The 24,331-nt window shown below is 52.8% G+C and carries 26 protein-coding genes; 4 read left to right on the plus strand and 22 right to left on the minus strand.

What is annotated here, in order from left to right; all coding sequences use genetic code 11:
* Positions 1-38 precede the first annotated feature (38 nt).
* The 11 genes from ygaH to NNN64_RS18185 form a co-directional block, all read right to left on the minus strand.
* Positions 39-374 (minus strand): L-valine transporter subunit YgaH, encoded by a 336-nt coding sequence (gene ygaH / locus NNN64_RS18135; RefSeq protein ID WP_005122930.1) that lies wholly within the window; start codon positions 372-374, stop codon positions 39-41.
* Complete coding sequence (locus NNN64_RS18140) at positions 364-1,101, minus strand: AzlC family ABC transporter permease (RefSeq protein WP_271442286.1); 738 nt, start codon at positions 1,099-1,101, stop codon at positions 364-366. The genes ygaH and NNN64_RS18140 overlap by 11 nt, the downstream gene beginning before the upstream one ends.
* 122 nt (positions 1,102-1,223) lie before the next feature.
* Entirely contained in the window at positions 1,224-2,408 is a 1,185-nt protein-coding gene (locus tag NNN64_RS18145) for an MFS transporter (protein ID WP_271442287.1), read from the minus strand.
* A 190-nt stretch (positions 2,409-2,598) separates the two neighbouring features.
* Positions 2,599-3,594, minus strand: coding sequence for a glycine betaine/L-proline ABC transporter substrate-binding protein ProX (gene proX, locus NNN64_RS18150; RefSeq protein ID WP_271442288.1), 996 nt, complete (start codon positions 3,592-3,594; stop codon positions 2,599-2,601).
* A 189-nt stretch (positions 3,595-3,783) separates the two neighbouring features.
* On the minus strand, positions 3,784-4,848 hold the full coding sequence (gene proW, locus NNN64_RS18155) for a glycine betaine/L-proline ABC transporter permease ProW (protein ID WP_271442289.1): 1,065 nt from the start codon (positions 4,846-4,848) through the stop codon (positions 3,784-3,786).
* On the minus strand, positions 4,841-6,043 hold the full coding sequence (gene proV, locus NNN64_RS18160) for a glycine betaine/L-proline ABC transporter ATP-binding protein ProV (RefSeq protein ID WP_271442290.1): 1,203 nt from the start codon (positions 6,041-6,043) through the stop codon (positions 4,841-4,843). The genes proW and proV overlap by 8 nt, the downstream gene beginning before the upstream one ends.
* Before the next feature lie 354 nt (positions 6,044-6,397).
* Positions 6,398-7,357, minus strand: a complete 960-nt coding sequence (nrdF, locus tag NNN64_RS18165) for a class 1b ribonucleoside-diphosphate reductase subunit beta (RefSeq protein ID WP_271442291.1) — start codon at positions 7,355-7,357, stop codon at positions 6,398-6,400.
* A gap of 10 nt (positions 7,358-7,367) precedes the next feature.
* Entirely contained in the window at positions 7,368-9,512 is a 2,145-nt protein-coding gene (gene nrdE, locus NNN64_RS18170) for a class 1b ribonucleoside-diphosphate reductase subunit alpha (protein WP_271442292.1), read from the minus strand.
* Positions 9,485-9,895, minus strand: a complete 411-nt coding sequence (nrdI, locus tag NNN64_RS18175) for a class Ib ribonucleoside-diphosphate reductase assembly flavoprotein NrdI (protein WP_271442293.1) — start codon at positions 9,893-9,895, stop codon at positions 9,485-9,487. The genes nrdE and nrdI overlap by 28 nt, the downstream gene beginning before the upstream one ends.
* The gene (nrdH, locus tag NNN64_RS18180; protein WP_271442294.1) at positions 9,892-10,137 is read right to left on the minus strand and encodes a glutaredoxin-like protein NrdH; all 246 of its coding nucleotides are present in this window, start codon (positions 10,135-10,137) and stop codon (positions 9,892-9,894) included. Before nrdH ends, nrdI begins: the two co-directional genes overlap by 4 nt.
* Before the next feature lie 671 nt (positions 10,138-10,808).
* Positions 10,809-11,240 carry a carboxymuconolactone decarboxylase family protein gene (locus NNN64_RS18185; protein WP_271442295.1) on the minus strand — a complete coding sequence of 144 codons (432 nt, stop codon included), beginning with the start codon at positions 11,238-11,240 and terminating at the stop codon, positions 10,809-10,811.
* Positions 11,241-11,330: 90 nt separating this feature from the next.
* Between NNN64_RS18185 and pdxR the strand changes: the two genes are divergently transcribed.
* Positions 11,331-12,665 carry a MocR-like pyridoxine biosynthesis transcription factor PdxR gene (pdxR, locus tag NNN64_RS18190; protein ID WP_271442296.1) on the plus strand — a complete coding sequence of 445 codons (1,335 nt, stop codon included), beginning with the start codon at positions 11,331-11,333 and terminating at the stop codon, positions 12,663-12,665.
* A gap of 123 nt (positions 12,666-12,788) precedes the next feature.
* Positions 12,789-13,139, plus strand: coding sequence for a DUF2002 family protein (locus NNN64_RS18195; RefSeq protein WP_005122944.1), 351 nt, complete (start codon positions 12,789-12,791; stop codon positions 13,137-13,139).
* A gap of 37 nt (positions 13,140-13,176) precedes the next feature.
* Here the strand turns inward: NNN64_RS18195 and alaE are convergent, their stop codons facing one another.
* The gene (gene alaE, locus NNN64_RS18200) at positions 13,177-13,626 is read right to left on the minus strand and encodes an L-alanine exporter AlaE (protein WP_003037259.1); all 450 of its coding nucleotides are present in this window, start codon (positions 13,624-13,626) and stop codon (positions 13,177-13,179) included.
* Positions 13,627-14,181: 555 nt separating this feature from the next.
* On the opposite strand from alaE, the gene stpA reads away from it, so the two are divergent.
* Positions 14,182-14,583, plus strand: coding sequence for a DNA-binding protein StpA (gene stpA / locus NNN64_RS18205; RefSeq protein ID WP_271442297.1), 402 nt, complete (start codon positions 14,182-14,184; stop codon positions 14,581-14,583).
* 35 nt (positions 14,584-14,618) lie between these two features.
* On the opposite strand, the gene NNN64_RS18210 is transcribed toward stpA, so the two are convergent.
* The 3 genes from NNN64_RS18210 to NNN64_RS18220 all read right to left on the minus strand — a co-directional run bounded on the left by NNN64_RS18210 (position 14,619) and on the right by NNN64_RS18220 (position 15,715).
* Positions 14,619-14,798, minus strand: a complete 180-nt coding sequence (locus NNN64_RS18210; protein ID WP_137383543.1) for a hypothetical protein — start codon at positions 14,796-14,798, stop codon at positions 14,619-14,621.
* A gap of 80 nt (positions 14,799-14,878) precedes the next feature.
* Complete coding sequence (locus NNN64_RS18215; protein ID WP_271442298.1) at positions 14,879-15,406, minus strand: rhodanese family protein; 528 nt, start codon at positions 15,404-15,406, stop codon at positions 14,879-14,881.
* Between the two features lie 9 nt (positions 15,407-15,415).
* Entirely contained in the window at positions 15,416-15,715 is a 300-nt protein-coding gene (locus NNN64_RS18220) for an ArsR/SmtB family transcription factor (RefSeq protein WP_075847557.1), read from the minus strand.
* A 175-nt stretch (positions 15,716-15,890) separates the two neighbouring features.
* Here NNN64_RS18220 and NNN64_RS18225 point away from each other — a divergent pair, with 175 nt between their 5' ends.
* Positions 15,891-16,049, plus strand: a complete 159-nt coding sequence (locus NNN64_RS18225; protein ID WP_006687217.1) for a YqaE/Pmp3 family membrane protein — start codon at positions 15,891-15,893, stop codon at positions 16,047-16,049.
* Here the strand turns inward: NNN64_RS18225 and csiR are convergent.
* The 7 genes from csiR to NNN64_RS18260 all read right to left on the minus strand — a co-directional run bounded on the left by csiR (position 16,046) and on the right by NNN64_RS18260 (position 24,233).
* Positions 16,046-16,738, minus strand: a complete 693-nt coding sequence (gene csiR / locus NNN64_RS18230) for a DNA-binding transcriptional regulator CsiR (protein WP_271442299.1) — start codon at positions 16,736-16,738, stop codon at positions 16,046-16,048. The two genes, NNN64_RS18225 and csiR, sit on opposite strands and share 4 nt — an antisense overlap.
* A 45-nt stretch (positions 16,739-16,783) precedes the next feature.
* Entirely contained in the window at positions 16,784-18,184 is a 1,401-nt protein-coding gene (gabP, locus tag NNN64_RS18235) for a GABA permease (protein ID WP_271442300.1), read from the minus strand.
* Positions 18,185-18,323: 139 nt separating this feature from the next.
* A complete protein-coding gene (gene gabT, locus NNN64_RS18240) occupies positions 18,324-19,607 on the minus strand; it encodes a 4-aminobutyrate--2-oxoglutarate transaminase (RefSeq protein ID WP_271442301.1) in 1,284 nt (427 codons plus the stop codon).
* Between the two features lie 25 nt (positions 19,608-19,632).
* Positions 19,633-21,081: an NADP-dependent succinate-semialdehyde dehydrogenase gene (gene gabD / locus NNN64_RS18245; protein WP_271442302.1), complete on the minus strand. Its 1,449-nt coding sequence runs from the start codon at positions 21,079-21,081 to the stop codon at positions 19,633-19,635.
* Between the two features lie 23 nt (positions 21,082-21,104).
* On the minus strand, positions 21,105-22,373 hold the full coding sequence (lhgO, locus tag NNN64_RS18250) for an L-2-hydroxyglutarate oxidase (protein WP_271442303.1): 1,269 nt from the start codon (positions 22,371-22,373) through the stop codon (positions 21,105-21,107).
* 19 nt (positions 22,374-22,392) lie between these two features.
* A complete protein-coding gene (glaH, locus tag NNN64_RS18255) occupies positions 22,393-23,370 on the minus strand; it encodes a glutarate dioxygenase GlaH (RefSeq protein ID WP_271442304.1) in 978 nt (325 codons plus the stop codon).
* A 260-nt stretch (positions 23,371-23,630) separates the two neighbouring features.
* Positions 23,631-24,233 (minus strand): short chain dehydrogenase, encoded by a 603-nt coding sequence (locus NNN64_RS18260; RefSeq protein ID WP_271442305.1) that lies wholly within the window; start codon positions 24,231-24,233, stop codon positions 23,631-23,633.
* Between the last annotated feature and the right edge of the window lie 98 nt (positions 24,234-24,331).

Genomic DNA, 24,331 nt, shown 5'->3' on the forward strand with positions numbered 1-24,331 from the left:
AAGTAAATGTATTATTTATTTAAAATGATTATTTTCATCTATAAGACAAACAGCATTTTCCAGGCTAATCCATAGCCCAGAGCACTCAGTAAGGTCGGAATGATAATGCTGCGGGTCTTATAGAAGCTTGCACCCAGTACCACAAACCCCACCAGCGTAGGTACAAAACGACGAGCGTCGTGCATCACTTCTGGCGCGGTAGACACCACCAGCAGGGCGCAAATTGATGCAATACCGATGGTGTCGAGTAATATTCCAGTGGCTCCGCGTTTTGTCGGGCGCACGTTCCCCATTCGCAGACGCAGTGGTAAATAGCGAAAACAGTAATTGACGCAGCCGACCAGCAGACCGAGCAGCAGAACCTCATAGCTCATCAGGACCCCCCTGCCAGAACGACTGAATGAGCGCAGTCAGGCATCCGCAGGCTATGCCTGCCAGGATGGCTGCCGGAATGGAAAACAGCATCACGCCAGCCAGTGCACCGGCTAATGCCGCCGTGACGCATAGCGTTTGCTTACGCTGGAAAGAGGCCAGCAGAAAACTCATAAACAGCGCCGGGAGCATAAACCCCAGCGCCGCTTCTACCGCCGGGAAACCCTTCAGTAAGCCAGTGCCGGAAAATGCGCCGATAACTGTGCCAAGTACCCAGGAAGCCCAGGAGCATAGCGCGATGCCGATCATCCAGTTTTCACTCCAGCGCCGATTATCCCGTACCAGCTTCGCCGTTGCAGCGGCAAAGACTTCGTCGGTGAGGCCAAAGGCCCATAGCGCGCTTTTTGGTCTGCTCAGCTGTCGGGCGATACGGCTACGTAGAGATGGGCCATACAAAACGTGGCGAACATCCATCGCCATGACGGTCAAAGCCGCGACCCACAGTGAGCTGCCTGCGGCGAGCATGGTTGTGATGACAAACTGGCTGGCACCGGCGTAAATGATGCAGGAGAAAAAAACGCTTTCAACGGGAGTAAAGCCCAGGCGAGTCGCATTCATACCAAATGCAAATGCGACCGGAATATAACTGATAACTATCGGTAGGCTGTCTTTGAATCCTTCAGTTAACGTAGCAGAACGGAATTCAGACTGGGGAACAGGGCTTTCCATAGGATTATAGGCTTCATTACCGAAATTAAAATAACCTGGCTCAATGCGTTATAACCTTAGCAGACTGATGGGCTCCTTAACACCCTGAGGAGCCCAATCAAAGGTAAACAGACGTTATACGCTTAATTTGCGGCTTCTTGGCGGTGAAAACCTCGCCACCAGACCAGCAGGTTGAGTACGGCAACGGTCACACCTGCCAGACAAACGCCAGCCCAGCCGGCATGCTGCCAGGCTGAAGCTGAAATCAGAGAACCTGCCGCACCACCAATGAAATAGCTGGTCATGTACCCGGCAGTCAGACGATTACGTGCGTCCGGGTGAATGCGATAGATAACGGTCTGGTTGGTGATATGTACCCCCTGAACAGTCAGATCCAGTACCAGGATACCGATAATCAGCATCGGCACTGAAGTATGTCCGAGCCAGATAGCCAGCCAGGAGAGCAACAGTAACAGCAGGCCTGCGGTAGTCGTGAGATGCGATTTACCCTTATCGGCAAAACCGCCCGCCGGACGTGCGCCTAACGCACCAGCAGCACCTGCCAGCCCGAACAGACCAATCATGCCTTCTGAATAGTTAAACGGCGGTGCGGCGAGTAAAAATGCCATTGATGTCCAGAGGATACTGAAGTTGGCAAAGGTCAGGCAGCCCAGCATCGCGCGGGTGCGGAGTAATTTATCGTGGATAAACAGGCTAAACACGGAGCCCAATAGCTGCGGGTAGTTAAGATGGGTCTCTGATTTCATCTTCGGCAAACCACGCCACAGGGCAATCGCCATCAGCGCCATCAATACTGAGGCCACCCAAAACACGGTGCGCCAACCGCCGAGATTCGCCAGCAACCCTGCAACCGTTCGCGCCAGCAAAATCCCCAGCAACAGGCCGCTCATAATCGTACCAACGACTTTACCGCGCTTGTCTGGCGTGGCGAGCGTCGCCGCCAGCGGAACCAGGATCTGTGCGACAACTGAGAACAACCCGGTTAGCGCAGTACCGAGGATCAGCATTCCCAGCGACTGACTGCTGGCAGTAATCAACATGCCGCCTGCGGCTAACAGTGTCATCGAGACAATCAGCATCCGGCGTTCAAACATATCGCCAAGTGGTACCAGAAACAGGAGCCCCGCAGCGTAGCCAAGCTGTGCTGCAGTGACAATAAAGCCCGCAGTACTGGCCGACAGCGAAAAGTTTCGCGCGATGGTGTCGAGCAGAGGCTGGGCGTAATAGTTACTGGCAACGGCGAGGCCGGTCGCCACAGACATTAAAACAATCAGTGCCGGGCTAAGCCCGTGAGTGGGTTTGGTCATTGTTTTCAACTGAATAATGGGTTGCAGAAAACAATCATAACGGAAGTGATTAAATGTTGCTGATTTGTTGGGTGATGGATTGTGCGGTGTGGGAAGGGGGGTAGGCCGGATAAGGCGCATCGCGCCGCCATCCGGCATTGGTCTGGTTACTGGGCCTGAGAGCGCTATGCTTATCAGGCCTGTGAGTGGGTTATTTCTGCGCAGCCAGCGCTTCTTTTACCCAGCCGTCGAACTGCTGCTGGTGGGCTTTAATCCAGCCATCAACGTGGCCCTGAACGTCAGCTTCTGAGGCTTTACCATCATGCATCATTGCGTTCTGCGCATTGATATCTGCCAGTGGTAATTTCATGATGGCAAACAGTTTCGCCGCCGCCGGGTTTTTCTCCGCCCAGGCCTTGTTGGCGACAATGTGCATGGTGTTTACCGGGAAGCCATAGTTCGCGCCGTTCGGCAGTTTGGTATCGATATCTTTCTGTTCACCGGGCAGAGAGGAGAACGGGACCTGCAGCCAGACAACATCTTTGCCCGGTTTCATCACGTCACTGACCCAGTATGGTGTCCAGGTGTAGTACAGGATCGGTTTGCCTTCTTTAAAGCGGGTAATGGTGTCAGCCATCATTGCTGCATAGTTACCGTGGCTGACCTCGACTGTTTTTTCCAGATCGAAGGCTTTGTTCTGATGGTTAATCACTGCTTCACAACCCCAGCCCGGTGAACAGCCCATCATGTCAGCTTTACCATCGCCGTTAGTATCAAAAATTTTGGCGATTTTCGGATCTTTTAGCTGGGCAATATTGGTGATTTTGTACTGCTCAGCGGTTTTCTTATCGATCAGATAACCCTGTGCAGCGCCTGTTACGAATACCCCCTCGCGATAGAATTTTTTATCTCCGCCGGCTGCGGCGTACATATCATCATGCAGCGGCTGCCAGTTCACGGCGGTAAACGTCGCATCGCCAGAGGCAATAGAGGTATAGCCGACGTTGTAGTCAACTTCGCTGGTTTTGTTAACGGTGTAACCCAGTTTCTCCAGCGCGCGGGCAACCAGCTGCGTCTGGAAGGATTCTTCAGAGATGGTGCTCTGGATTGGCTGTACGGTGATGCCTTTGCCCGGCAGGTCAGAAGCGAAAGCGCTGGTGGAGACAAGGGTGGCAAACGCTGTGGCAAAAATTACGGTATGTCGCATCGTTGTTCCTTATTACACTTCATCCTTCAAGCTGCCTCTTAGTTGGCTGCACTCCGGCTCCCCCGGTCACGTCTACTTGTACGCTCCAGGGGATACATTCGTTTGCCGCCGCGATGCAACTTGAACGATTTTGTGTAAGCTAATGAATTGTAGGCCCGGTAAGCAATGTGTCACCGGGCGACGGGTGAACTACTTAGTGAAAGGGCGGGTGAGAAGCCCAACAGGACCGGTGGTGTACCAGCGACGGTTACCGCGGCTACGCGAGTCGCGGCCTACGGCCTGCGTCAGACGGTCCAGAATGATGGCGAGGATCACGATCCCCACACCGCCAACGGTAGCCAGACCCATGTCCAGACGACCGATACCGCGCAGAACCATCTGACCCAACCCACCGACGGCGATCATCGACGCGATAACCACCATGGAGAGTGCCAGCATCAGCGTCTGGTTCACCCCTGCCATAATGGTGGGCATCGCCAGCGGCAACTGCACTTTAAACAGCATCTGACGCGGGCTGGCACCAAATGAGCGCGAGGCTTCAATCAGATCGGCCGGGACCTGATTAATCCCCAGAATGGTCAGACGCACGATGGGTGGCAGGGCGAAGATAATTGTCACCACTACGCCGGGGACGTTGCCAATACCGAACAGCATGACGATCGGCACCAGATAGACGAACGCGGGGGTGGTCTGCATGGCATCCAGCAGTGGTCGGACAATCTTCGCCGCACGCGGGCTGCGCGCCAGCCAGATCCCCATTGGCAAGCCGATCACCACGCAGAACAGCAACGCGGTTAGCACCAGCGCCAGGGTGATCATGGCCTGCGACCAGGCACCGATAGCACCGATAGCAATCAGTGAAATCAGCGTGGCTGCGCCCATTCCGATACCGGAAATTTGCCAGGCGATCAGGGCGAACAGGATAATGGCCACCGGCGCAGGCATACCCAGCAGGAGTTGCTGGAAGCCATTGAGTATGTAATCCACCGGGACTCGAATGCCCTGGAAGACAGGACGGAAATGGGTGACCACCCAATCGATCCCTTCGGTGACCCAGCTATCCAGCGGGATCAGCGTTTTATGGAATGGATCCATAATATTGAAATGCTCTGGTGCCGGTGCAGGTGCACTGGTTAGCCAGTCTGCGTTAGCGCCGTCGGCAGGTGCGCCTGCGGGTGTCCCCCAGGCATCAGCAGATTGCGCGGCGCTATCGGCCGCAGGTGCGGTATCCCACGGATTGGTTTGATCAGCCATTGTTTGCCCCCTCGCGATCTAAAGCCTGTAGCAGCATGCGTTTTGAAATGATGCCCACATACTGTTGTTCCTCATCGACAACCGGCACCGCACACGGGGCCTGACCGACATGAGAAAGTAACTCGCTAAGAGGCGTTTGTGCATCCACGGCTAGCGGCTCGTTGATTAATGCCGCATCAATACCTTGTGCCTGGCTTAATGCGGTTTTTAATGAATCGATCGACACCACACCGACGAATTTATTGCCGCGTTCAATCACGTAACCATATTCGCGATCTTTGTCCTGCAGTAATTGCAGGGCCGAACGGGGGCCGACGCCTGGCGTTTTACGAATTAGCCCTTCAGGGCTACGACGGGATATATCTTTAGCGCTAAAGACCTGACTAATATCTACGCCACGGAAGAAGGTACGCACATAATCATTCGCCGGGTTATTCAGGATTTCATCCGGTGTACCGACCTGTACCACTTCACCGTTTTGCATAATGGCAATTCTGTCGCCAATACGCATCGCTTCGTCAAGATCGTGGGAAATAAAGACCACGGTACGCTGATGCTTCGCCTGGAGTTTTACCAGTTCATCCTGCATTTCGGTGCGAATTAACGGATCGAGCGCAGAGAAGGCTTCATCCATTAATAAGATATCGGGATTGATGGCTAATGCGCGGGCGAGACCCACGCGCTGGCGCATTCCGCCGGAAAGTTCATCCGGGTAGCCGTGCGCGTAATTCTCCAGACCGACCTGACGTAACGCATCCAGCGCTTTTTCACGACGTTCATCCGCGCTAACACCGGCTAATTCCATACCGAACGCCGTATTGTCCAACACCGTCATGTGCGGCATCAGGGCAAAGGACTGGAAGACCATCGCAATCTTTTTTCTGCGCACCTCGCGAAGCTCGGCATCGGAGATTCGGGCAATGTCTACGCCGTCTATCAATACCTGTCCGCGGGTGGGTTCAATCAGGCGATTGAGAAGGCGTACCATTGTGGATTTACCCGAACCAGATAATCCCATGATGACAAATATCTCGCCTTCTTCAATGGCCAGACTGGCGTCTTTAACGCCAAGCGATAGCCCTGTTTTATCCAGAATTTGCTCTTTTGAAAGTCCTTTTTCAATATATTTGAACGCTCTCTGTGGATGCTCGCCAAATATCTTATAGAGATTTTTAACTTCTAATTTAATTGCCATGCAATAGAATGATTCCTGTTATTTGTTTATATCGATATATTACCTGATGGAAATAGTGACCTTTTTCTACCCTAACATACTGAGAATCTGAGACAACCCTGAATTTGTTTGTGGCATGAATATTGCCAAACGTCAGATGGCGGGATTTCCCATGATATAAGGGCTGAGCGCGGATGAGCCTTGAGGGATATTTTTTGTAAATGACACTGAAAATGCGCCTGAATTGTTGAAATACAGGCGAATATTGCGGCTGATATTGAGTGTAGATCACCCAATCATATTTGTGTGATAAAAATGTGATCTCGTTAAAATATTAACGCGGAAAATGTAAGGTATTTCCCGCGGAAGGAAACGTTAAAAATTCCAGTCGTCATCTTCTGTTTCGACGGCTTTACCCATCACATAAGATGACCCTGAACCAGAGAAGAAATCGTGGTTTTCGTTTGCGTTGGGTGAGAGCGCAGCGAGGATTGCCGGGTTCACATCCGCCATTTCTGCTGGGAACAGGGCCTCATAACCTAAATTCATTAGCGCCTTATTGGCGTTGTAGCAGAGAAAGGCTTTGACGTCTTCCACCCACGGGGTTTCCGCATACAGTTCCTCCGTATAACGAACTTCGTTGTCATATAATTCCATCAACAGATCGAGGGCATAATTCTGTAGCGCGTCACGCGTAGAGGGTGAAACGTGCTCCAGACCTTTTTGGTATTTATAGCCAATGTAATAACCATGAACTGCTTCATCACGAATGATCAGGCGGATAAGGTCTGCGGTATTCGTCAACTTGCCGCGGCTGGAGAAATACATCGGTAGCCAGAAGCCGGAATAGAACAGGAAGGATTCCAGAAATACGCTGGCTATTTTCTTTTTCAGCGGTTCCTCGCTGGCGTAATGCGTCAGAATTATCTGTGCCTTGTGCTGGAGCGGAGAATTTTTCTCACTCCAGAAGTAAGCCGCGTCCACATCTTTGGTCTGACAAAGCGTGGAAAAAATAGAACTGTAGGAGCGCGCGTGCACGGCTTCCATAAAGCTGATATTCGACAGTACCGCCTCTTCATGTGGCGTGATTGAATCCGCCATTAGCGCGGGGGCGCCGGCGATATTCTGAATCGTGTCGAGCAGCGTCAGGCCGGTAAATACGCGGATAGTGAGCTGCTGCTCGGCAGCGCTCAACGTTTGCCATGCCGGAATATCATTGGAAAGCGGGACTTTTTCTGGTAGCCAGAAGTTACTGGTCAGGCGATTCCATACCTCAAGGTCTTTATCATCTTCAATCTTGTTCCAGTTGATGGCGCTGACGCGAGATAGTTTCATTCTGTTCTCCTTACAGTGCGCATGACACGCAACCCTCAATTTCGGTTCCTTCCAGCGCCAACTGGCGTAACCGTATGTAGTACAACGATTTGATACCCTTACGCCAGGCGTAGATCTGTGCCTTGTTGATATCTCGGGTGGTAGCGGTATCGGGGAAAAAGAGCGTCAGTGAGAGTCCCTGATCGACATGCCGTGTCGCCTCGGCATAGGTATCAATGATCTTTTGTGGGCCAATCTCGTAGGCATCCTGATACAGGGCCAAATTCTCGTTGGTCATAAACGGGGCAGGGTAGTAAACGCGCCCGGTTTTACCCTCTTTACGAATTTCCACTTTCGATACAATCGGGTGAATGCTTGAGGTCGCGTGGTTGATATAGGAGATTGAGCCGGTCGGCGGAACGGCCTGTAAATTCTGGTTATAGATGCCGTAGCGCATCACATCATCCCGCAGCAGCTGCCACATCTCCCGGGTTGGCAACGTAATGCCGCTTGTGGCAAACAGTGCGCGGACCTTCTCTGTTTTAGGCTGCCAGTCTCCCTGCAAATACTGGGTAAAGTACTCGCCGTTGGCATAGCGTGACTGACTAAATCCGGCAAAAGATGTACCGCGTTCACGGGCCAGTTTCATTGACGTATTCAACGCATGCCAGGTGATGGTGTAAAAATAGAGATTGGTAAAATCCAGCCCTTCCGGCGAACCATAGGCGATTCCTTCCCGCGCCAGATAACCATGCAGGTTCATCTGCCCGAGACCAATGGCGTGTGACGCACTGTTCCCGGCTTCAATGGAAGGAACACTTCGGATATGGCTCATGTCCGAGACGGCGGTTAAGCCGCGCACGGCCGTTTCAACGGTACGAGCAAAGTCAGGTGAATCCATGGTATGGGCAATGTTCAGCGATCCAAGATTGCAGGAAATATCATGCCCTACCTGCGTATAGCCCAGTGCCTCATCATAGGTTGATGGACTGTTGACCTGTAAAATCTCCGAGCACAGGTTGCTCATATTGATGCGACCGGCAATCGGATTCGCACGGTTCACCGTATCTTCAAACATAATGTAGGGGTAGCCAGACTCAAACTGAATCTCTGCCAGTCGCTGGAAGAAGTCGCGGGCATGAATGTATGTTTTGCGCACACGCGTGTCGGCAACCAGTTCGTCATAGCGCTCGCTCACGGCGATATCACCGAATGGTTTGCCGTAAAGGCGTTCTACGTCATACGGTGAAAACAGCGCCATCTGCGCATTTTCTTTGGCCAACTGGAAGGTGATATCCGGGATCACCACACCGAGCGAGAGCGTTTTGATGCGGATTTTTTCATCGGCATTTTCACGTTTGGTATCGAGAAAACGTAAAATATCGGGATGGTGCGCGTGCAGATACACTGCGCCCGCGCCCTGACGTGCGCCCAACTGATTAGCATAAGAAAAGGCATCTTCCAGCATTTTCATTATCGGGATCACGCCGGAAGACTGGTTTTCAATACGCTTAATAGGCGCTCCGGCCTCGCGCAGATTCGAAAGTAAAAACGCCACGCCGCCACCGCGTTTGGAAAGCTGCAGCGCTGAGTTTACCGCCCGGCCGATGGACTCCATGTTGTCTTCAATGCGTAGCAGGAAGCAGGAAACCAGCTCCCCACGCTGTTGTTTGCCGCAGTTTAAGAAGGTTGGCGTGGCGGGTTGAAAACGACCCGAGAGCATTTCATCAGTGAGCTGCATGGCGAGCGCCTCGTCACCCTGTGCCAGGGTGAGTGCCACCATCGTCACGCGATCCTCGAAATCTTCAAGGTAGCGTTTGCCGTCAAAGGTTTTCAGTGTATAGCTGGTGTAGTACTTCCATGCGCCGAGGAATGTCTGAAAGCGGAATCCGCTGGCATGGGCGTGGGCAAACAGCTTCACCACGAACGCGCGATCGTAGCGGGCTAAAACGCTTTCGTCGTAATAGCCTTCACGAATCAGCGTGTCCAGGCGTTCCTGCTGACTGGCAAAGACCACCGAATGAGGACGGACGTGGGTAGCAAAAAAAGCTTCCACCGCCTGATGATCTTTATCGAACTGAATCCGCCCGGCTTTATCGTACAGATTTAGCATGGCGTTCAGGGCGTGATAATCCAGTGCTGGCTGGATTACGCGTTCTGCGGTTGTCGTTGCCAAAATTCGCTCACTCCTTTTCGAACGTTTTCGATATCGCTTTGCGTACCCATCAGCTCAAAACGATAGAGCCATGGCACGCCGCATTTTTGCGAGACGACCTCACCCGCACGCCCATAGGCCTCGCCGAAATTGCGATTGCCAGATGCGATCACGCCACGGATTAATGCCCGGTTATGAGGATCGTTTAAAAAGCGGATCACCTGACGCGGGACTGCGCCTGCCGTACCGCCGCCGCCGTAAGACGGCACGATTAAAATGTAAGGCTCGTCTACCCGGATCCTCTCGCGTTCATTCAGTGGAATGCGGATGGCGGGCAGCGCCAGACGCAGCATAAAGCGGTGCGTATTTTCGGAGCTGCTGGAGAAGTAGACGAGGGTCGTCATGCGCTGACCACGCGGGGTTCCGGGCGCAGGCGGTTGATCATGTCCGGGCGAAATCCTGACCAACGGGTTTCACCTGCCACCACGACAGGCAACTGACGAAAACCTTGCTCGCGCAGGGTATCTGCCAGTTCAGGCTGCAAATCGACATTCACCATCTCAACGTCAAAACCACGGCTTTCCATCGCCCGTTTTGTGGCGTGGCACTGAACACAGTTATTACGAGTGTAAATAATAATACGCATGATTCGTATTTCCATTTAAGGGTAAATGAGCGATGCATAATGGACATCGGCTTGTGTGTGTTGATAGAGAAGATACTAGATGTAGATGAAAGAAGATTCAACCATACAAGATATGGGAATTTTAGATTGATGATACCTTGGGTGATGAGCGGAGCGGGAACGGGATATATATTATAACAAGTTGCCGGATGGCGACGCGTTGCGTCTTATTCGGCCTACAGGAGAGTACATCCCTGACCAGATAAGGCATTTATGCCGCCATCCGGCGGCGCATAATGACATGCGTTTTCCAACGGCAAGGAGAGCGCATCGTAGGCCGGATAAGGCATTTATGCCGCCATCCGGCGGTGCGTAATGACATGCGTTTTCCAACGGCAAGGAGAGCGAATCGTAGACCAGATAAGGCATTTATGCCGCCATCCGACGGTGCATAATGACATGCGTTTTCCAACAGCAAGGAGAGCGCATCGTAGGCCGGACAAGGCATTTATGCCGCCATCCGACGGCGCATAATGACATGCGTTTTCCAACGGCAAGGAGAGCGCATCGTAGGCCGGATAAGGCATTTATGCCGCCATCCGGCGGCGCATAATGACATGCGTTTTCCAACCGCAAGGAGAGCGTATCGTAGGCCGGATAAGGCATTTATGCCGCCATCCGGCGGTGCGTAATTACATACGCATACCCACAGCCAGGCGGTTAAAGCAGTTCATCAGGCTGATTGCGAAGGTCAGGTCGCTTATTTCTTTGGCACTAAAATGGTCAAGCAGTGGCAGATAAACATCGTCTTCGGCATGGCTACTGGCGACATGAGTGACGGACTCGGCCCATGCCAGTGCCGCACGTTCTCGTTCGCTGAAATGGTGACTCACACGCCAACCCGCCAGCGCATCCAGACGGGCTTGCTCCACGCCAGCTTTGCGCAGCGCTTTGCTGTGCATTTCAAGGCAAAATGCGCAGCCGTTGATTTGTGAAACCCGCAGGTAAATCAGTTCTGTCAGCGTGGGTTCCAGTGCGCAGTTTTCCAACGCTTTGCTTGCCTGAACCAGGGCGCTATAGACTTCAGGACTGAGTTCGTAATAGGGCTGGCGTAACATTGTCATGGTATTGCTCCTCATTTGGATGACCTGCAATGTAGCACTATAATGGTCTGCTAAAGAGAGCCATATTTTTACTTAAAAAGCAGACCATAAATGCCGCGCTACCAGCAAATTGCCCGTCAGTTAAAAACCGCTATTGAGAAGGGCGATCTTAAGCCTGGCACAAGATTACCCTCCAGCCGAACCTGGTCCCAGGAATTGGGGGTTTCACGTTCGACGGTAGAAAACGCTTATGCTGAGCTGGTGGCGCAGGGCTGGCTTACGCGACGCGGTCAGGCGGGAACCTTTGTCAGCGAGCAATTGCGACTGGAAACCTCGCCCGCAACCCCTACCGTATTCGCCGGAGAAAACGGCACACCACAGCTTTTTCAGATGGGATTGCCAGCGCTTGATCTTTTTCCGCGCGATATCTGGGCACGGGTCATGGGACGACGTTTGCGCACCCAAACACGTTTTGACCTCGCGGTGGGGGATGTTTGTGGTGAACTGCTGCTACGCCAGGCGATAGTTGATTACCTGCGAGTGTCACGCAGCATTGAATGTCTTCCGGAGCAGGTTTTTATTACGTCGGGTTATGCGGCATCAATGATGTTGATCCTGCGTGCGCTGGCCACACCCGGCGAGGGGATGTGGGTCGAAGATCCCGGCTTTCCATTGATTCGGCCCGTGGTCACCCAGGAACGCATTGAGCTGATGCCTGTTGCGGTTGATGCCGATGGCCTTGATGTCAGTGCCGGGATCCGTGACTACCCACAGGCGCGTTTTGCCTTGCTGACACCCGCACACCAAAGCCCGCTGGGCGTGGCGCTTTCTCTGGCCCGCCGTCACCAGTTGCTGGAATGGGCTGACCGCGCACAGGCGTGGGTAATCGAAGATGACTACGACAGTGAGTTTCGTTACCACGGCAAACCGTTACCACCGCTTAAAAGTCTGGATGCGCCGCAGCGGGTGATTTATGCGGGCACGTTCAGTAAATCGTTGTTTCCCGCTTTGCGCACAGCCTGGCTGGTGGTTCCGCTAACTCAGGTCGCACATTTTCGCCAACAGGCAGCGCTAACGGCTTGCAGTGTGCCGGTTTTATGGCAACAAACGCTGGCCGATTTTATGCGCGACGGTCATTTCTGGCGGCACTTAAAACGGATGCGCCAGCATTATGCCCAACGGCGTCAATGGATGGAAAGCGCTCTGACAGAGCAGGGGTTTAGCGTGGTACCACAAGAGGGCGGGATCCAACTGGTGATCGCCGTGGCGGGGGATGACACTGCGTTAGTACGCAAAGCGAATCAGGTCGGGTTGGCGGTTCAGGCCTTAAGCCGGTGGCGCATCACCTCAGCAGGTAAGGGGGGAATATTACTGTCATTCACCAATATCCGAACGGCGGAAATGGCGCAGCAGGCTGCATATCAACTCCGGTTGGCGCTGACATAAATTTGCGTTGTTCTTAAGATATTCATCTCACCGTCTGCACTCGTTTATGGACTTTTCTGAAAGCGTTGCTAATGCTGAATCAGGTAAGGTAAGCCCGCAGTAAAAGATAACGAGGAAAATAATATGTATTTACGACCTGATGAGGTGGCGCGCGTACTTGAAAAAGTGGGCTTTACCGTTGATGTAGTCACACAGAAAACATACGGTTATCGACGTGGCGAGAATTATGTATACGTAAACCGTGAAGCGCGGATGGGGCGTACCGCATTGGTTATTCATCCCACGCTAAAAGAGCGTAGTTCTTCACTGGCAGAACCAGCCACGGATATTAAAACCTGCGATCACTATCAGCAATTCCCGCTTTATTTAGCCGGCGATACTCATGAACATTATGGTATTCCACACGGCTTTAGCTCGCGTATCGCGCTGGAACGTTATTTGAATGGGTTGTTTGGCGACGTGAGTTCAAACTGATAACGCGACTGGCGGTGCCAGTCGCGATGAGATGTTTTTACGCTTTAGCCTGGTGGTAGCTGCTGACCTTAAACAGGCGGCGGCAATAATCAAGGAAGTAGCCATATACTGCACCCATCAGCATTGAGACCACGATGTTTGAACTTACCGCAGCCGTGATCTGGTGCCAGTCAGCGCCAACCGTCAGCAGAATAATCACATACACCGGTGACTGGAACGTGACATAGGCCAGCACATCCGCCAGATTTTTTGCCCATCCTGCCTGCGTAGCTTTGCGTGCCGCGCGCATAAACAAATCGCGGTACATACCGTATGGCCAGGCGATCAGGATGTTGACGGGGATGGCGACCAGTCTGGAATACAGTGACTGTTCGAAGCTCATTCCTGAAAGGAATATCTCGATCAACATGTTCACGACAGAACAATAAACAACCATCGCGAACGTGTCTGCTACAGCATGACGCAAGCGTGACTGCGGAGAGAACATGTTAATGCTCCTTGTAAAAAGGGGAAAAAAGGTTTTCAATACCTTTGTTGCTAGTGATTTGTCTTGTCGCTTTCGCGTTTTAATAGGATATCTGCCTACATAATAACTGGCAACTAGCTTAAAATTTTTATTTATTGCCTTTTTGTCGATAAAATGCTCTGCGATGGTTTGTTTTTTGTTCGTTTTGGCATTTTCGTTGTCATGCAAATTAAAATCATTAAAAATCAATAAGTTGTTTTGACTTGTTTTTCTGAACTTTTTGCGCTCCTTTTTGAATGTTGACGAATATTTCGCATATCTACCGCAACGCCTGTGCGATGCCTATATTGGTTTATCTGGTGCGGCAGTGAGATATCACGACGTCTATTTATTCTGGTCGCTGGCGAATATAAAATATCGGTGACTAAAATTCATTGTATGACAAGATAAATAATATTAGCGATTGTCGTTTTAATATCTTGCGACAAAAAAGAGACTGGAAAAAGAAAAAACACTCGCATACAATTTGTGTCGTAATACCAATTTTTGTTTTTGCGTTAAAGAGGTTTTATTAATATGAGTTCAATGTTAAAAAACTTAAATAATATTCGATCGCTACGTGCCATGGCGCGTGAATTATCCGTCGAGGTTCTGGACGATATGCTGGAAAAACTCCGGGTAGTCACCAAAGAACGACGTGACGAAGAAGAACAGCTGCAGCGCCAACGTGCAGAACAGCAGGAAAAAATTAATACACTGCTGGCGATGATGAAAGCTGATGGGATTGATCCTGAAGAACTGTTGAGCATGTCGGCGGCAATGTCGCGTTCGGTTAAAAAACGTCAACCACGTCCGGCGAAATATCGTTTTACGGATACCAATGGTGAAACAAAAACATGGACTGGACAAGGCCGCACGCCGAAGCCGATTGCGCAGGCGCTGGCTGCCGGTAAATCTCTCGATGATTTTTTGATCTAATATCAATGCGGTGAGGGGAACCTCACCGCTTATTTTCAGCAGACGCCGAAATCGCCTTCTTCAGAATATCGCGTGACATCAGCAGTTTTTAGGGTGTATTTTTCGCCGCTTTCATTGCTGGCTTGTACAGCCACAATTTGTTCGTCTTTCACTTCGACAACTTTCAGTTTTGGTCCGCCCATACGCGGTTGCACCAGATCGCCAGGTTTAAACATATTGCGCTCCTTTCTTAATCACAAAGCCCACCATAGATCACGTCAATCGGCGGGTACAGCGCTGTTTCTTCTATTACCGCTTAATGAGTACGTCGGTTCCAGGGCATTTTGTCGAGCAGTCGCGCCATACCGCAGAAGCCAGTTACACCTGCAAGTACCAGCCCCGCACCAACAAAACCGCTGAGTAAGAAGAAGCCGCTGTTAACGGCATAACCGAGAATGACGCCAAGCAAGGCAAGACTGCCTGCGGCAATCTGCACCTGACGCATTAGCGGCAACGGTTGTGAGCTATCTTTTGCAACCAGCAGACCTGCCGCTTTCCAGCCGTCGATCCCGCCCTCAAGCAGCCAGACCTGTGCTGGCGCGGCGGCGGCATTCAATTTTGCCGCCGCATTTTGTGTACGCTTGCCTGACTGGCAGTGAAAAATAATGCGCTCAGCCCGTAAGTTTGCGGGGAGTGAACCCTGCTCCAGGGTGGATAGCGGTGCCAGGTGCGCCTCGGGAATATGCTCGTACAGATACTCGTCAGCGTCGCGGATATCAATCAGTTTTGCGCCCTGAGCTAACAGCGTCTGCGCCTCGTGGGGGGAAATCATCCCAATGGTCATAGTGGTTCCTTATGGGCAATACAGTGTTTTTAATGTGGCGATCAGCGAATTCACGGCCGCATTTTTAATGGAGTAAAGGATGCGCTGGGCATCACGCTGGCTGTCTATCAGCCCCTCTTCGCGCATTCTTGCCAGATGCTGCGAGGTGGCCGATGCACTAAGACCAGTAACGCGGGCTAACTCTCCCGCGCTGGTACCCGGTGAGCCACAAAGCATGCACAAAATCAGTAACCGTTTTGGATTACTCATCGCTTTGAGTAGGGCGGCAGCCTGTTCTGCGCTGGCCTGCAGTTGTTCGAGTTCAGTCATATATACTTTAGTGTTTTCTAAGTTAAGCTAATTCTAAAGTAAGTGAGCATCGTACGCCAGCGTAAAGAGCGTAAAGGAGGGTAAAACAGCAGGGGAAGCCAGGCAGAGTTGGATAAACTCACTAACCTTAGATTTCTAAGAAATGATTATTTTTTTTTGCTTGTATGGAGTGTGTATGGGTTTCTGGAGAATCGTTTTTACTATTATTCTGCCTCCGCTTGGCGTGTTGCTGGGGAAAGGATTCGGCTGGGCATTTATCCTCAATATCGTTTTGACACTGTTGGGCTACATCCCAGGCCTTATCCATGCCTTCTGGGTCCAAACTCGCGACTAGGCTTTTCCCGTCAGCAGTTTGCCGGACATGGCTTGCTGAATAATGGGTATTGGCGTCAGCAGGTGCTGGCGCATTAACTCGCTGGCGCGGGCGGCATCGCGCGCCAGAATCGCTTCGGTCAGCGTTTGATGCTGATCGTGCTTATCTTCCAGCATCTCTACCGACAGCACCGTTTTACGCAACCAGATGAAACGGTATCGTGCCGCCAGAGAGAACAGCCGTTCACGCATTTGCAGCAGATATTGCGAACCACAGCCAGCAACAATCGCCGTGTGAAACGCCTGATGGCGCTGATCCCACTCATCAAGCATCTGCTCGCTGGCGTCAACGGCCTCCAGCTTGCTGAGCATATGCGCACGCGCCAGAATCTCGGCTTCCCAGGCGTCGTCGCCACGCGCGATAGCCAGACCCACCAGCATGGCTTCCATATTGGCGCGGGCATCGAAAATATCGAGTAACTCTTGCTCGGACATCGGCGCCACCCGATACCCTTTCTGATTGACCACCGTGACCAGTCGCTCTGCAACCAGTTGCGAAAGCGCTTCACGCAGTGGCCCAACGCCCAGTTCATAACGTGAGGTCAGCAGGCTCATACGCAGTTTCTCATCAGGCTGATATATACCGCGGATGATATCGTTCTTCAGCCAGCGGTACCCATCAATGGCCGTCGGTTGGGAAATGGCGGTCATGGTCTTACTCCTGAATAAATGTCCCGGCCTGCGCCGGGATCAGATTTAATGCGTATTTTGCAACGGCGCTTTTGGCCACGATAGCAGTTTTTTCCAGCGTGACATAATGGGTACGGTGCAAATAATCCCGATGGCGAGTAGCCCGGTCGACACCACCTCCAGCTGTTGCGCCGGACGGAAGAGCATCACCACTAATACGAAGACAATAAAGGCGATCACCAGCCAGGTAAGCCATGGAAAGAGCCACATTCTCAGCTTAATTTCACCGCCCTGCGCCAGCAGGATCTTGCGCATCCGTAACTGAGAAATAGCAATCACCAGATAGACCAGCAGTGCGATGGCGCCGGAGCTGTCGATCAGAAACTTAAATACTTTGGCCGGCGCGTAATAGTTGACGATAACGGTGAGGAATGCCGCCCCGGTAGAGAGTAGTACTGCCACATACGGCGTTTTGCTGCGGTTTGTTTTACCCATAAAGGCGGGGGCATCGCCACGACGGCTCAGGGAATAGAGCATACGGGATGACGTATATAGCGCGGAGTTCAGGCAACTGGTTACCGACAGCAAAATGACGCAATCCATGATCAGCTTTGCATGCGGAATATGCAGCAACTCCAGTACCGAGCGGTACGACCCAACCTCTTTCAGTCCCGGCATGTTCCACGGGATCAGCGCAACCACCACGAAAATGGAACACAGATAGAAAATAGAGATACGCCAGATAACCGAGTTTGTCGCCCGTACGATGTGTTTATCCGGGGTGTCGGATTCTGCGGCGGCAATGGTGACAATCTCCGCGCCCATAAAGGAAAACATGGTGATTAGCATCGCACTGAGTACTGCGCCAAAACCATTGGGCATAAAGCCGCCCTGATCCCACAGTCGTGAAACACCGCCGACTTCAGCGTAGGGATAGAAGCCGCTAATCGCCGCTGCGCCGAGGGCGATAAATGCCAGAATGGCAATCACTTTACACAGCGCCAGCCAGAATTCAAACTCGCCGTAATTTTTGACGCTCAGCAAATTACTGCCGGTTAATGCCAGGGTGATAACCAGGGAAAACAGCCAGATAGGCACTCCAGGGATCCATGAATGCAGGATGATGGCCGCAATGTTAGCTTCCAGCGGGATCACCAACACCCAGAACCACCAGTACAACCAACCGATGGTATAACCGGCCCATGGCCCGATAGCTTTATCGGCGTAGGTGGAGAAGGAACCTGTATCGGGTGTGGCGACGGCCATTTCGGCCAGCATGCGCATAATCATCACCACCAAAAGTCCGGCAAACAGATAAGCTAATAATACCGCGGGACCGGCTTCTGCAATCGCCACGCTTGAACCTACAAATAAACTCGCGCCGATAACCCCGGCAATAGACAGCATGGTGACGTGGCGTGATTTCAGCCCGCCCCCTAAATCATGTGATTGTGACACTTGCCCCATCTTTAAACCTCTCGAAAGTATTGCACTTGGGAGAGCACCCCGGCATTCCCGCGCCGGGGCACGCGTATTATTGTTATTGACCCTATGTGCCGGATGGCGGCTCCGCCTTATCCGGCCTACGGATTGCTTTTTTGTAGGGTTAGCTCTGCTTCGCCTCGGCAAAACACTGAGCAATAATGTCCAGGCCCTGACGGATTTGCGCCTCTTCAATGGTGAGTGGAACAAGGATGCGCAGCACGTTGTAGTAAGGCCCGCAGGAGAGCAGGATCAACCCTTTGTCACGTGCACGCGCGACGACGTCGGCCGTCAGTTTGGCATCGGGTCTGGTGTGGTCGCCATCTTCGAACAACTCGATGGCAATCATTGCGCCCAGCCCGCGTACATCGCCAATCTCGCGGTGCGTTTCCGCAATGGCCAGCAGACCATCGCGCAGGGTTTTGCCCAGGTCGTTCGCTTTTTGCAGCAGGTTTTCCTGCTCGAAAATGTTCAGCACAGCTAACGCGGCGGCACAGGCAATCGGGTTACCGGCATAGGTACCGCCCAGACCACCCGGTGGGACGGCGTCCATCACCTCAGCACGTCCGGTGACACCGGCCAGCGGGAAGCCACCAGCGATGGATTTTGCGAAGGTAGTCAGATCGGGGGCCACACCCATTTGCTCCATCGCAAACAGCGTACCGGTACGCCCTGCGCCGCTCTGCACTTCATCGGCAATCAACATGATCCCGTGTTCGTCACAAATTGCGCGCAGGCGCTGCATAAAGGCCGGGGAGGCGGCGTAAAAACCACCTTCGCCTTGTACGGGCTCAATGACGATAGCGGCAATATCTTCCGGGGCCGCGTCGTTTTTGAAAATACGGTGGATGCTGGCAATTGCATCGTCATCGCTGATACCGTGCAGCGCGCAAGGGTACAGCGCACGATACACATGACCCGGCATCAGCCCCATGCCAGCAGAGTACGGATTCACTTTCCCGGTTAATGAGAGGGTGTAGTGGGTACGGCCATGATAGGCACCGCTAAAGGCGATGGTCCCGGTACGTTTGGTGGCCGCGCGGGCGATTTTCACCGCATTTTCCACCGCTTCAGAGCCGGTGGTGACCAGCAGGGTTTTCTTGGCAAAATCACCCGGCACTTTCTTGTTCATAATCTCACACAGCTCGAGGTACGGCTCATAAGCCAGCACCTGGAAGCAGGTATGTGACAGTTTTTTTAACTGTGCTTCTACCGCAGAGACAATCTGCGGATGCAGGTGACCGGTATTCAACACCGCAATACCGCCAGCAAAATCGAGGAACTCACGGCCTTCAACGTCCCAAACCCGGCAGTTTTCTGCGCGTTCGGCAAAAATCGGGTGGATCTGTCCTACGCCACGAGGAACGGCGTTACTGCGACGTTGCATGAGTTCTTTATTGGTGCTCATCAGGTGTTCTCCAGTATTTATTTTATTAAAGGCCAATACACATATATTTGATTTCTAAGTAGTCTTCGATGCCGTACTTCGAACCTTCGCGGCCAAGACCGGAGGCTTTAATGCCGCCAAACGGGGCAACTTCATTTGAGATGATGCCGGTATTAATACCGACGATGCCGTACTCCAGCGCTTCGCCAACGCGGAATACCCGGCTTAAATCACGGGCGTAGAAGTAGGCCGCCAACCCAAACTCGGTGTCGTTGGCCTGGGCAATGACGTCAGCTTCATCTTTAAAGCGAAACAGCGGTGCCAGCGGGCCGAAGGTCTCTTCTTTGGCGACCTTCGCGTTATCAGGCACATCTACCAGAATAGTGGGCTGGAAGAAGTTGCCGCCCAGTGCGTGAGCCTTACCCCCCGCCACGATGCGTGCGCCTTTATCCAGCGCGTCGGCGATGTGTTCCTGCACTTTGGCGACGGCTTTTTCATCGATCAGCGGCCCGGTGGTGACGTCAGGTTGCAGACCGTCACCGAGGTGCAGCTTGCTCACCGCCTGCTGGAGCTTGTCGGCAAACTGCTCATACACGCCGTCCTGAACATACAGACGGTTGGCGCAGACGCAGGTCTGCCCGGCATTACGAAACTTCGATGCCAGCGCACCTTCCACGGCTTTATCAAGGTCGGCATCATCAAAGACGATAAACGGCGCATTGCCGCCCAGTTCGAGTGACACCTTCTTGATATCTTTGGCGCACTGCTGCATTAGCTGGCGTCCAATTTCAGTGGAGCCGGTAAACGACAGCTTGCGTACCAGTGGGTTGCCAGTCAGCTCATTACCAACAGCACTGGCTGAGCCGGTCACGACGCTGAAAACACCTGCCGGGATGCCGGCGCGATTAGCCAGTTCTGCCAGCGCCAGCGCGGAGTACGGTGTCTGGCTGGCGGGTTTGAGCACCATCGTGCAGCCTGCCGCCAGCGCCGGACCGGCTTTACGGGTGATCATTGCGGAAGGGAAGTTCCACGGAGTGATAGCGGCGGTAACGCCGATCGGCTGTTTGATGACGATCAGACGCTTATCTGCCTGATGGCCGGGAATGGTGTCGCCGTAAATACGTTTGCCCTCTTCGGCAAACCACTCGATAAATGAGGCGGCATAAGTGATTTCGCCTTTGGCCTCAGCCAGCGGCTTACCCTGTTCCAGCGTCATCAGGCGGGCGAGATCGTCCTGATGCTCAATCATCAGATTGAACCAGCGACGCAGGATATTGGCCCGCTCTTTCGCGGTCAGCGCTCGCCATGCGGGCAGGGCGCGATTCGCGGCCTCAATGGCTTCGCGGGTTTCATCCGCCCCCATTTTCGGTACGCTACCCAGTTGCTGACCATTCGCGGGGTTGGTCACCGCGATGGTCTCGCCGCTGTTGGCGTCACGCCAGTGTCCGTCGATCAGTGCCTGCTGGCGAAACAAGGTGGGATCGTTAAGTTGCATGATTGCTTCCTGTCTTAAAAAGGTTAACGGGTGAATGCGGCGTGTAATGTCTCCACGCTACGTGCCGCACGCAGCGTGCGTCCGGGATTACTCTGGTTCTCCAGAAGGGCGTGAACTTTGCTGACGATATGCGCGCCGATCGGGAGAGCTGACGTTGCCGCGGGAGACGGGGCGTTACAGGTGTGAATCGAACGCGGCGTGGTGACAAACAGGAAATCGTCAATCAGCTTGCCGTCCGGTGACACCGCCTGTGCCCGCACACCTGCAGGCCACGGCTGCAGATCTTTCTGCGTCAGGCTCGGGCAATACTTTTGCACCAGCCGCAAATATCCGCTTTTGCACAGCGAGTTTTTCATTTCACCAAGCCCGGAACGCAGGTTGTTTTGCAGCACGCGGCGGATGCCGGAAGAGCCGAGGATCTCCAGCGTATCGCTAAGCGAGAAGTCGCGTTTACGGTAGCCTTCGCGTTTAAATGCCAGCACGGCGTTCGGACCCACCGTAACGCTGCCGTCTATCATGCGGGTGAGATGCACACCGAGGAATGGCATCGCCGGGTCGGGGATCGGGTAGATCAGATGATTGACTATCTGGTTATGTTCTGACGCCAGGCGGAAGTATTCGCCGCGGAACGGGCAGATGATGAATCCGGGCTCGATGCCAAGCATTTTCACCAGCCGATCGGCCATCAGGCCGGAACAGGTAATCAGGCTCGAACCCTCATACTCCTGACCCTGACGGGTCTGCACGATAACGCCGGTGGCGTGTTCCTTTAACGCGCTGACCTCCGCGTTGTAAATAATCTCACCACCTTTGGCCTGGAAAATCTTCGCCATCGCAGCGGTGACTTCGCGGTAGCTGACTATGCCGCTCGACGGGACAAAAATACCGCCCAGTCCAGTGATGTTCGGCTCACGCTCACGCAGTTCTTCGGCGTTTAACCACTCGCGCTCTAAACCGTTAGCGGCAGTGCGATCCCATAAGGCACGCATCCGCTCCATTTCCAGCGCCGAGGTGGCAACCAGCATTTTTCCGCAAACGTCATAGCGGATGCCGTTTTGGTCGCAAAAGGCTTTGGTGGCGCGATTTCCGGCCAGGCAAAACTGCGCCTTCAGGCTACCGGGAGTGTAATAGACCCCGGCATGAATCACGCCGCTGTTGTGGCCCGTCTGGTGGCAGGCTGGACCGGACTCTTTCTCCAGCAACGCAATTCTGGCATCCGGGTAGACATCGATCAGCTGCATGGCAGTCGACATGCCGATAATGCCGCCGCCAATAATCACAAAATCATACATCCGCTATTTTCCTTCGCGCTTACTGGTGGGTCTGGTAATGGTGGGTGGCATAGGCGAAATAGCCACGCTGACGCATCAGTTCGCGACGCAGGTCAGGATGCGAGGTGAAGCGATCGCGACCGTGCAGCCAGAACAGGTTGTTGATCAGCAAGAATTTACCGACAGATACCGGAACGGAAAGAATGTTCTTGCTGGTTTCCAGCGCATCAGACAGGTCGCTCAGCCAGACGCCTTCTTCATAGTCTTTTGGCTGGACGAACTGGTCGATATAGCGCATGACCGGACGGCCCTGCTGGTCAACGTCAAACACCGGATGGAATACGTCCTGGCTAACATTTTTGCTTGGCGGTGCGGCAAAGCGCATGGCACGGCGTGCCAGCGGGTGGGTAAAATACTGATCCAGATGTTCCCAGTCATCGAGATGGAGCAGCAGCGAGTTACCGCCAGTCATGTTCTGCTCATCTATCTTCATCATCAGTACATAGTCGGTGATTTCTTCGAGGTAGGTACCGTCGTTATGTAGCTCCATGACACGGTGCGGCTGACGAAGATAGCTATCTGAGTTATCGACGTTTTTCACCACGAAGCGCGCATAGTACTGACCGCTCATTGCATCAAAATTTGAGCGTCCGATAAGATGCGCGACGGCTGTTGCCAGTTTGACCATCTCTTCTGCCTGTGCCACGTCATCAACGCCCACGGCATTGATCAGCAGTGCGCCTTCAGCGCGATTCAGTAAGGTTTTTAGTAGCAGAGGCTGCAACTGATTGCCGCACAGGGCGTCGAGGATCTGACCCACTTTGAAACGCAAGAAAGATTTGTATTCCAGGGCCTGTACCGGCCACTGCGCGACGGCTTGCAGAAATTGCTCCGTAGTCTCAGCGCAGAAAGTCAGCTCCAGTAAGCGTGGCGACTGGGCTGATGGTTTCAGCGTGAAGCCGCTGTAGTGCTGGGCTGGATCTTCAGCGTTCGGTTGTACGGCAGTCAGTGCGTTCATCAGAATCGATCCTCTCAGTAGATTGTCAGGGAGACATGGCGATGCTCGTTTCGTAGCCATAAATTAAAAATATCTACATTTTTGAAAAATGCGCACAGAATGAGCTTGTTTGTTTATTATTTGTGATCAAAAGCAACAAATATTTAACATTATAAAAGATGAGGTTAAATGCCAGGAGAGGGAGGGAAACAGGAGAATGTTATTTAAAAACAGAGGATTAATAATGCTGCCGCTGCTGGGGCACAGCGGCAGTAAAAAGGTTAGTAACCGACTTTATAAATACGTCCGCTTTGAATGCCTTCCACGCTGCGGCGGTAAGCATTGGCCACGGTTGCCGCTGGCACGCTTTCAAAGCCGGGGAAGAATCCATCGTAGGCTTCAGCAGATTCACTCAGGACGGTCGGGCTAATCAGGTTAATGCGCAAACCGCGTCCTAACTCGCAGGCAGCTGCGCGCACAAATCCTTCCAGCCCGGCATTTATGGTCGCCGCATTTGCCCCCTGGGCAATGGGTTCATGGGCGATAATGCCGCTGATAAGCGTAATGGAACCGCCATCATTCAGGTAATGTTGTCCGGTTAAAGCCAGGCGCACCTGGCCTAACAACTTATCCTGCAGACCCTGATTAAATTCACTGTCGGTCATCGTCGATAGCGGGCCAAAGAACAGATTGCCGGTGGCGGAAACAATCGCATCCACGCGCCCTGTTTGTTCAAATAGCGCCTGAACGCTCTCTTGTGAGGTGATATCGACCTGGTAATCACCCTGCGTGCGGCCCACGCGGATCACCTCATGTTTACGGCTCAACGTCTCTGTGACTGCACGACCGACTGTACCGCTGGCACCAATAATGACGATTTTCATAACCACCTCCGCAATAGTGTGAGCCGCTATTCTTTAATGAAAATGAAATCAGATAAACTGGCTAAAAGTTAGATGATTACTAACCAGGGGTTTGCAAT

Source organism: Citrobacter sp. Igbk 14, from assembly GCF_028069825.1.
Lineage (GTDB): Bacteria > Pseudomonadota > Gammaproteobacteria > Enterobacterales > Enterobacteriaceae > Citrobacter.

What these genes read in the sequence shown, in the direction of transcription:
- ygaH (WP_005122930.1), bottom strand. Translation starts at nt 374, where the DNA reads ATGAGCTATGAGGTTCTGCTGCTCGGTCTGCTGGTCGGCTGCGTCAAT.
- NNN64_RS18140 (WP_271442286.1), bottom strand. Translation starts at nt 1,101, where the DNA reads ATGGAAAGCCCTGTTCCCCAGTCTGAATTCCGTTCTGCTACGTTAACT.
- NNN64_RS18145 (WP_271442287.1), bottom strand. Translation starts at nt 2,408, where the DNA reads ATGACCAAACCCACTCACGGGCTTAGCCCGGCACTGATTGTTTTAATG.
- proX (WP_271442288.1), bottom strand. Translation starts at nt 3,594, where the DNA reads ATGCGACATACCGTAATTTTTGCCACAGCGTTTGCCACCCTTGTCTCC.
- proW (WP_271442289.1), bottom strand. Translation starts at nt 4,848, where the DNA reads ATGGCTGATCAAACCAATCCGTGGGATACCGCACCTGCGGCCGATAGC.
- proV (WP_271442290.1), bottom strand. Translation starts at nt 6,043, where the DNA reads ATGGCAATTAAATTAGAAGTTAAAAATCTCTATAAGATATTTGGCGAG.
- nrdF (WP_271442291.1), bottom strand. Translation starts at nt 7,357, where the DNA reads ATGAAACTATCTCGCGTCAGCGCCATCAACTGGAACAAGATTGAAGAT.
- nrdI (WP_271442293.1), bottom strand. Translation starts at nt 9,895, where the DNA reads ATGACGACCCTCGTCTACTTCTCCAGCAGCTCCGAAAATACGCACCGC.
- nrdH (WP_271442294.1), bottom strand. Translation starts at nt 10,137, where the DNA reads ATGCGTATTATTATTTACACTCGTAATAACTGTGTTCAGTGCCACGCC.
- NNN64_RS18185 (WP_271442295.1), bottom strand. Translation starts at nt 11,240, where the DNA reads ATGACAATGTTACGCCAGCCCTATTACGAACTCAGTCCTGAAGTCTAT.
- pdxR (WP_271442296.1), top strand. Translation starts at nt 11,331, where the DNA reads ATGCCGCGCTACCAGCAAATTGCCCGTCAGTTAAAAACCGCTATTGAG.
- NNN64_RS18195 (WP_005122944.1), top strand. Translation starts at nt 12,789, where the DNA reads ATGTATTTACGACCTGATGAGGTGGCGCGCGTACTTGAAAAAGTGGGC.
- alaE (WP_003037259.1), bottom strand. Translation starts at nt 13,626, where the DNA reads ATGTTCTCTCCGCAGTCACGCTTGCGTCATGCTGTAGCAGACACGTTC.
- stpA (WP_271442297.1), top strand. Translation starts at nt 14,182, where the DNA reads ATGAGTTCAATGTTAAAAAACTTAAATAATATTCGATCGCTACGTGCC.
- NNN64_RS18210 (WP_137383543.1), bottom strand. Translation starts at nt 14,798, where the DNA reads ATGTTTAAACCTGGCGATCTGGTGCAACCGCGTATGGGCGGACCAAAA.
- NNN64_RS18215 (WP_271442298.1), bottom strand. Translation starts at nt 15,406, where the DNA reads ATGACCATTGGGATGATTTCCCCCCACGAGGCGCAGACGCTGTTAGCT.
- NNN64_RS18220 (WP_075847557.1), bottom strand. Translation starts at nt 15,715, where the DNA reads ATGACTGAACTCGAACAACTGCAGGCCAGCGCAGAACAGGCTGCCGCC.
- NNN64_RS18225 (WP_006687217.1), top strand. Translation starts at nt 15,891, where the DNA reads ATGGGTTTCTGGAGAATCGTTTTTACTATTATTCTGCCTCCGCTTGGC.
- csiR (WP_271442299.1), bottom strand. Translation starts at nt 16,738, where the DNA reads ATGACCGCCATTTCCCAACCGACGGCCATTGATGGGTACCGCTGGCTG.
- gabP (WP_271442300.1), bottom strand. Translation starts at nt 18,184, where the DNA reads ATGGGGCAAGTGTCACAATCACATGATTTAGGGGGCGGGCTGAAATCA.
- gabT (WP_271442301.1), bottom strand. Translation starts at nt 19,607, where the DNA reads ATGAGCACCAATAAAGAACTCATGCAACGTCGCAGTAACGCCGTTCCT.
- gabD (WP_271442302.1), bottom strand. Translation starts at nt 21,081, where the DNA reads ATGCAACTTAACGATCCCACCTTGTTTCGCCAGCAGGCACTGATCGAC.
- lhgO (WP_271442303.1), bottom strand. Translation starts at nt 22,373, where the DNA reads ATGTATGATTTTGTGATTATTGGCGGCGGCATTATCGGCATGTCGACT.
- glaH (WP_271442304.1), bottom strand. Translation starts at nt 23,370, where the DNA reads ATGAACGCACTGACTGCCGTACAACCGAACGCTGAAGATCCAGCCCAG.
- NNN64_RS18260 (WP_271442305.1), bottom strand. Translation starts at nt 24,233, where the DNA reads ATGAAAATCGTCATTATTGGTGCCAGCGGTACAGTCGGTCGTGCAGTC.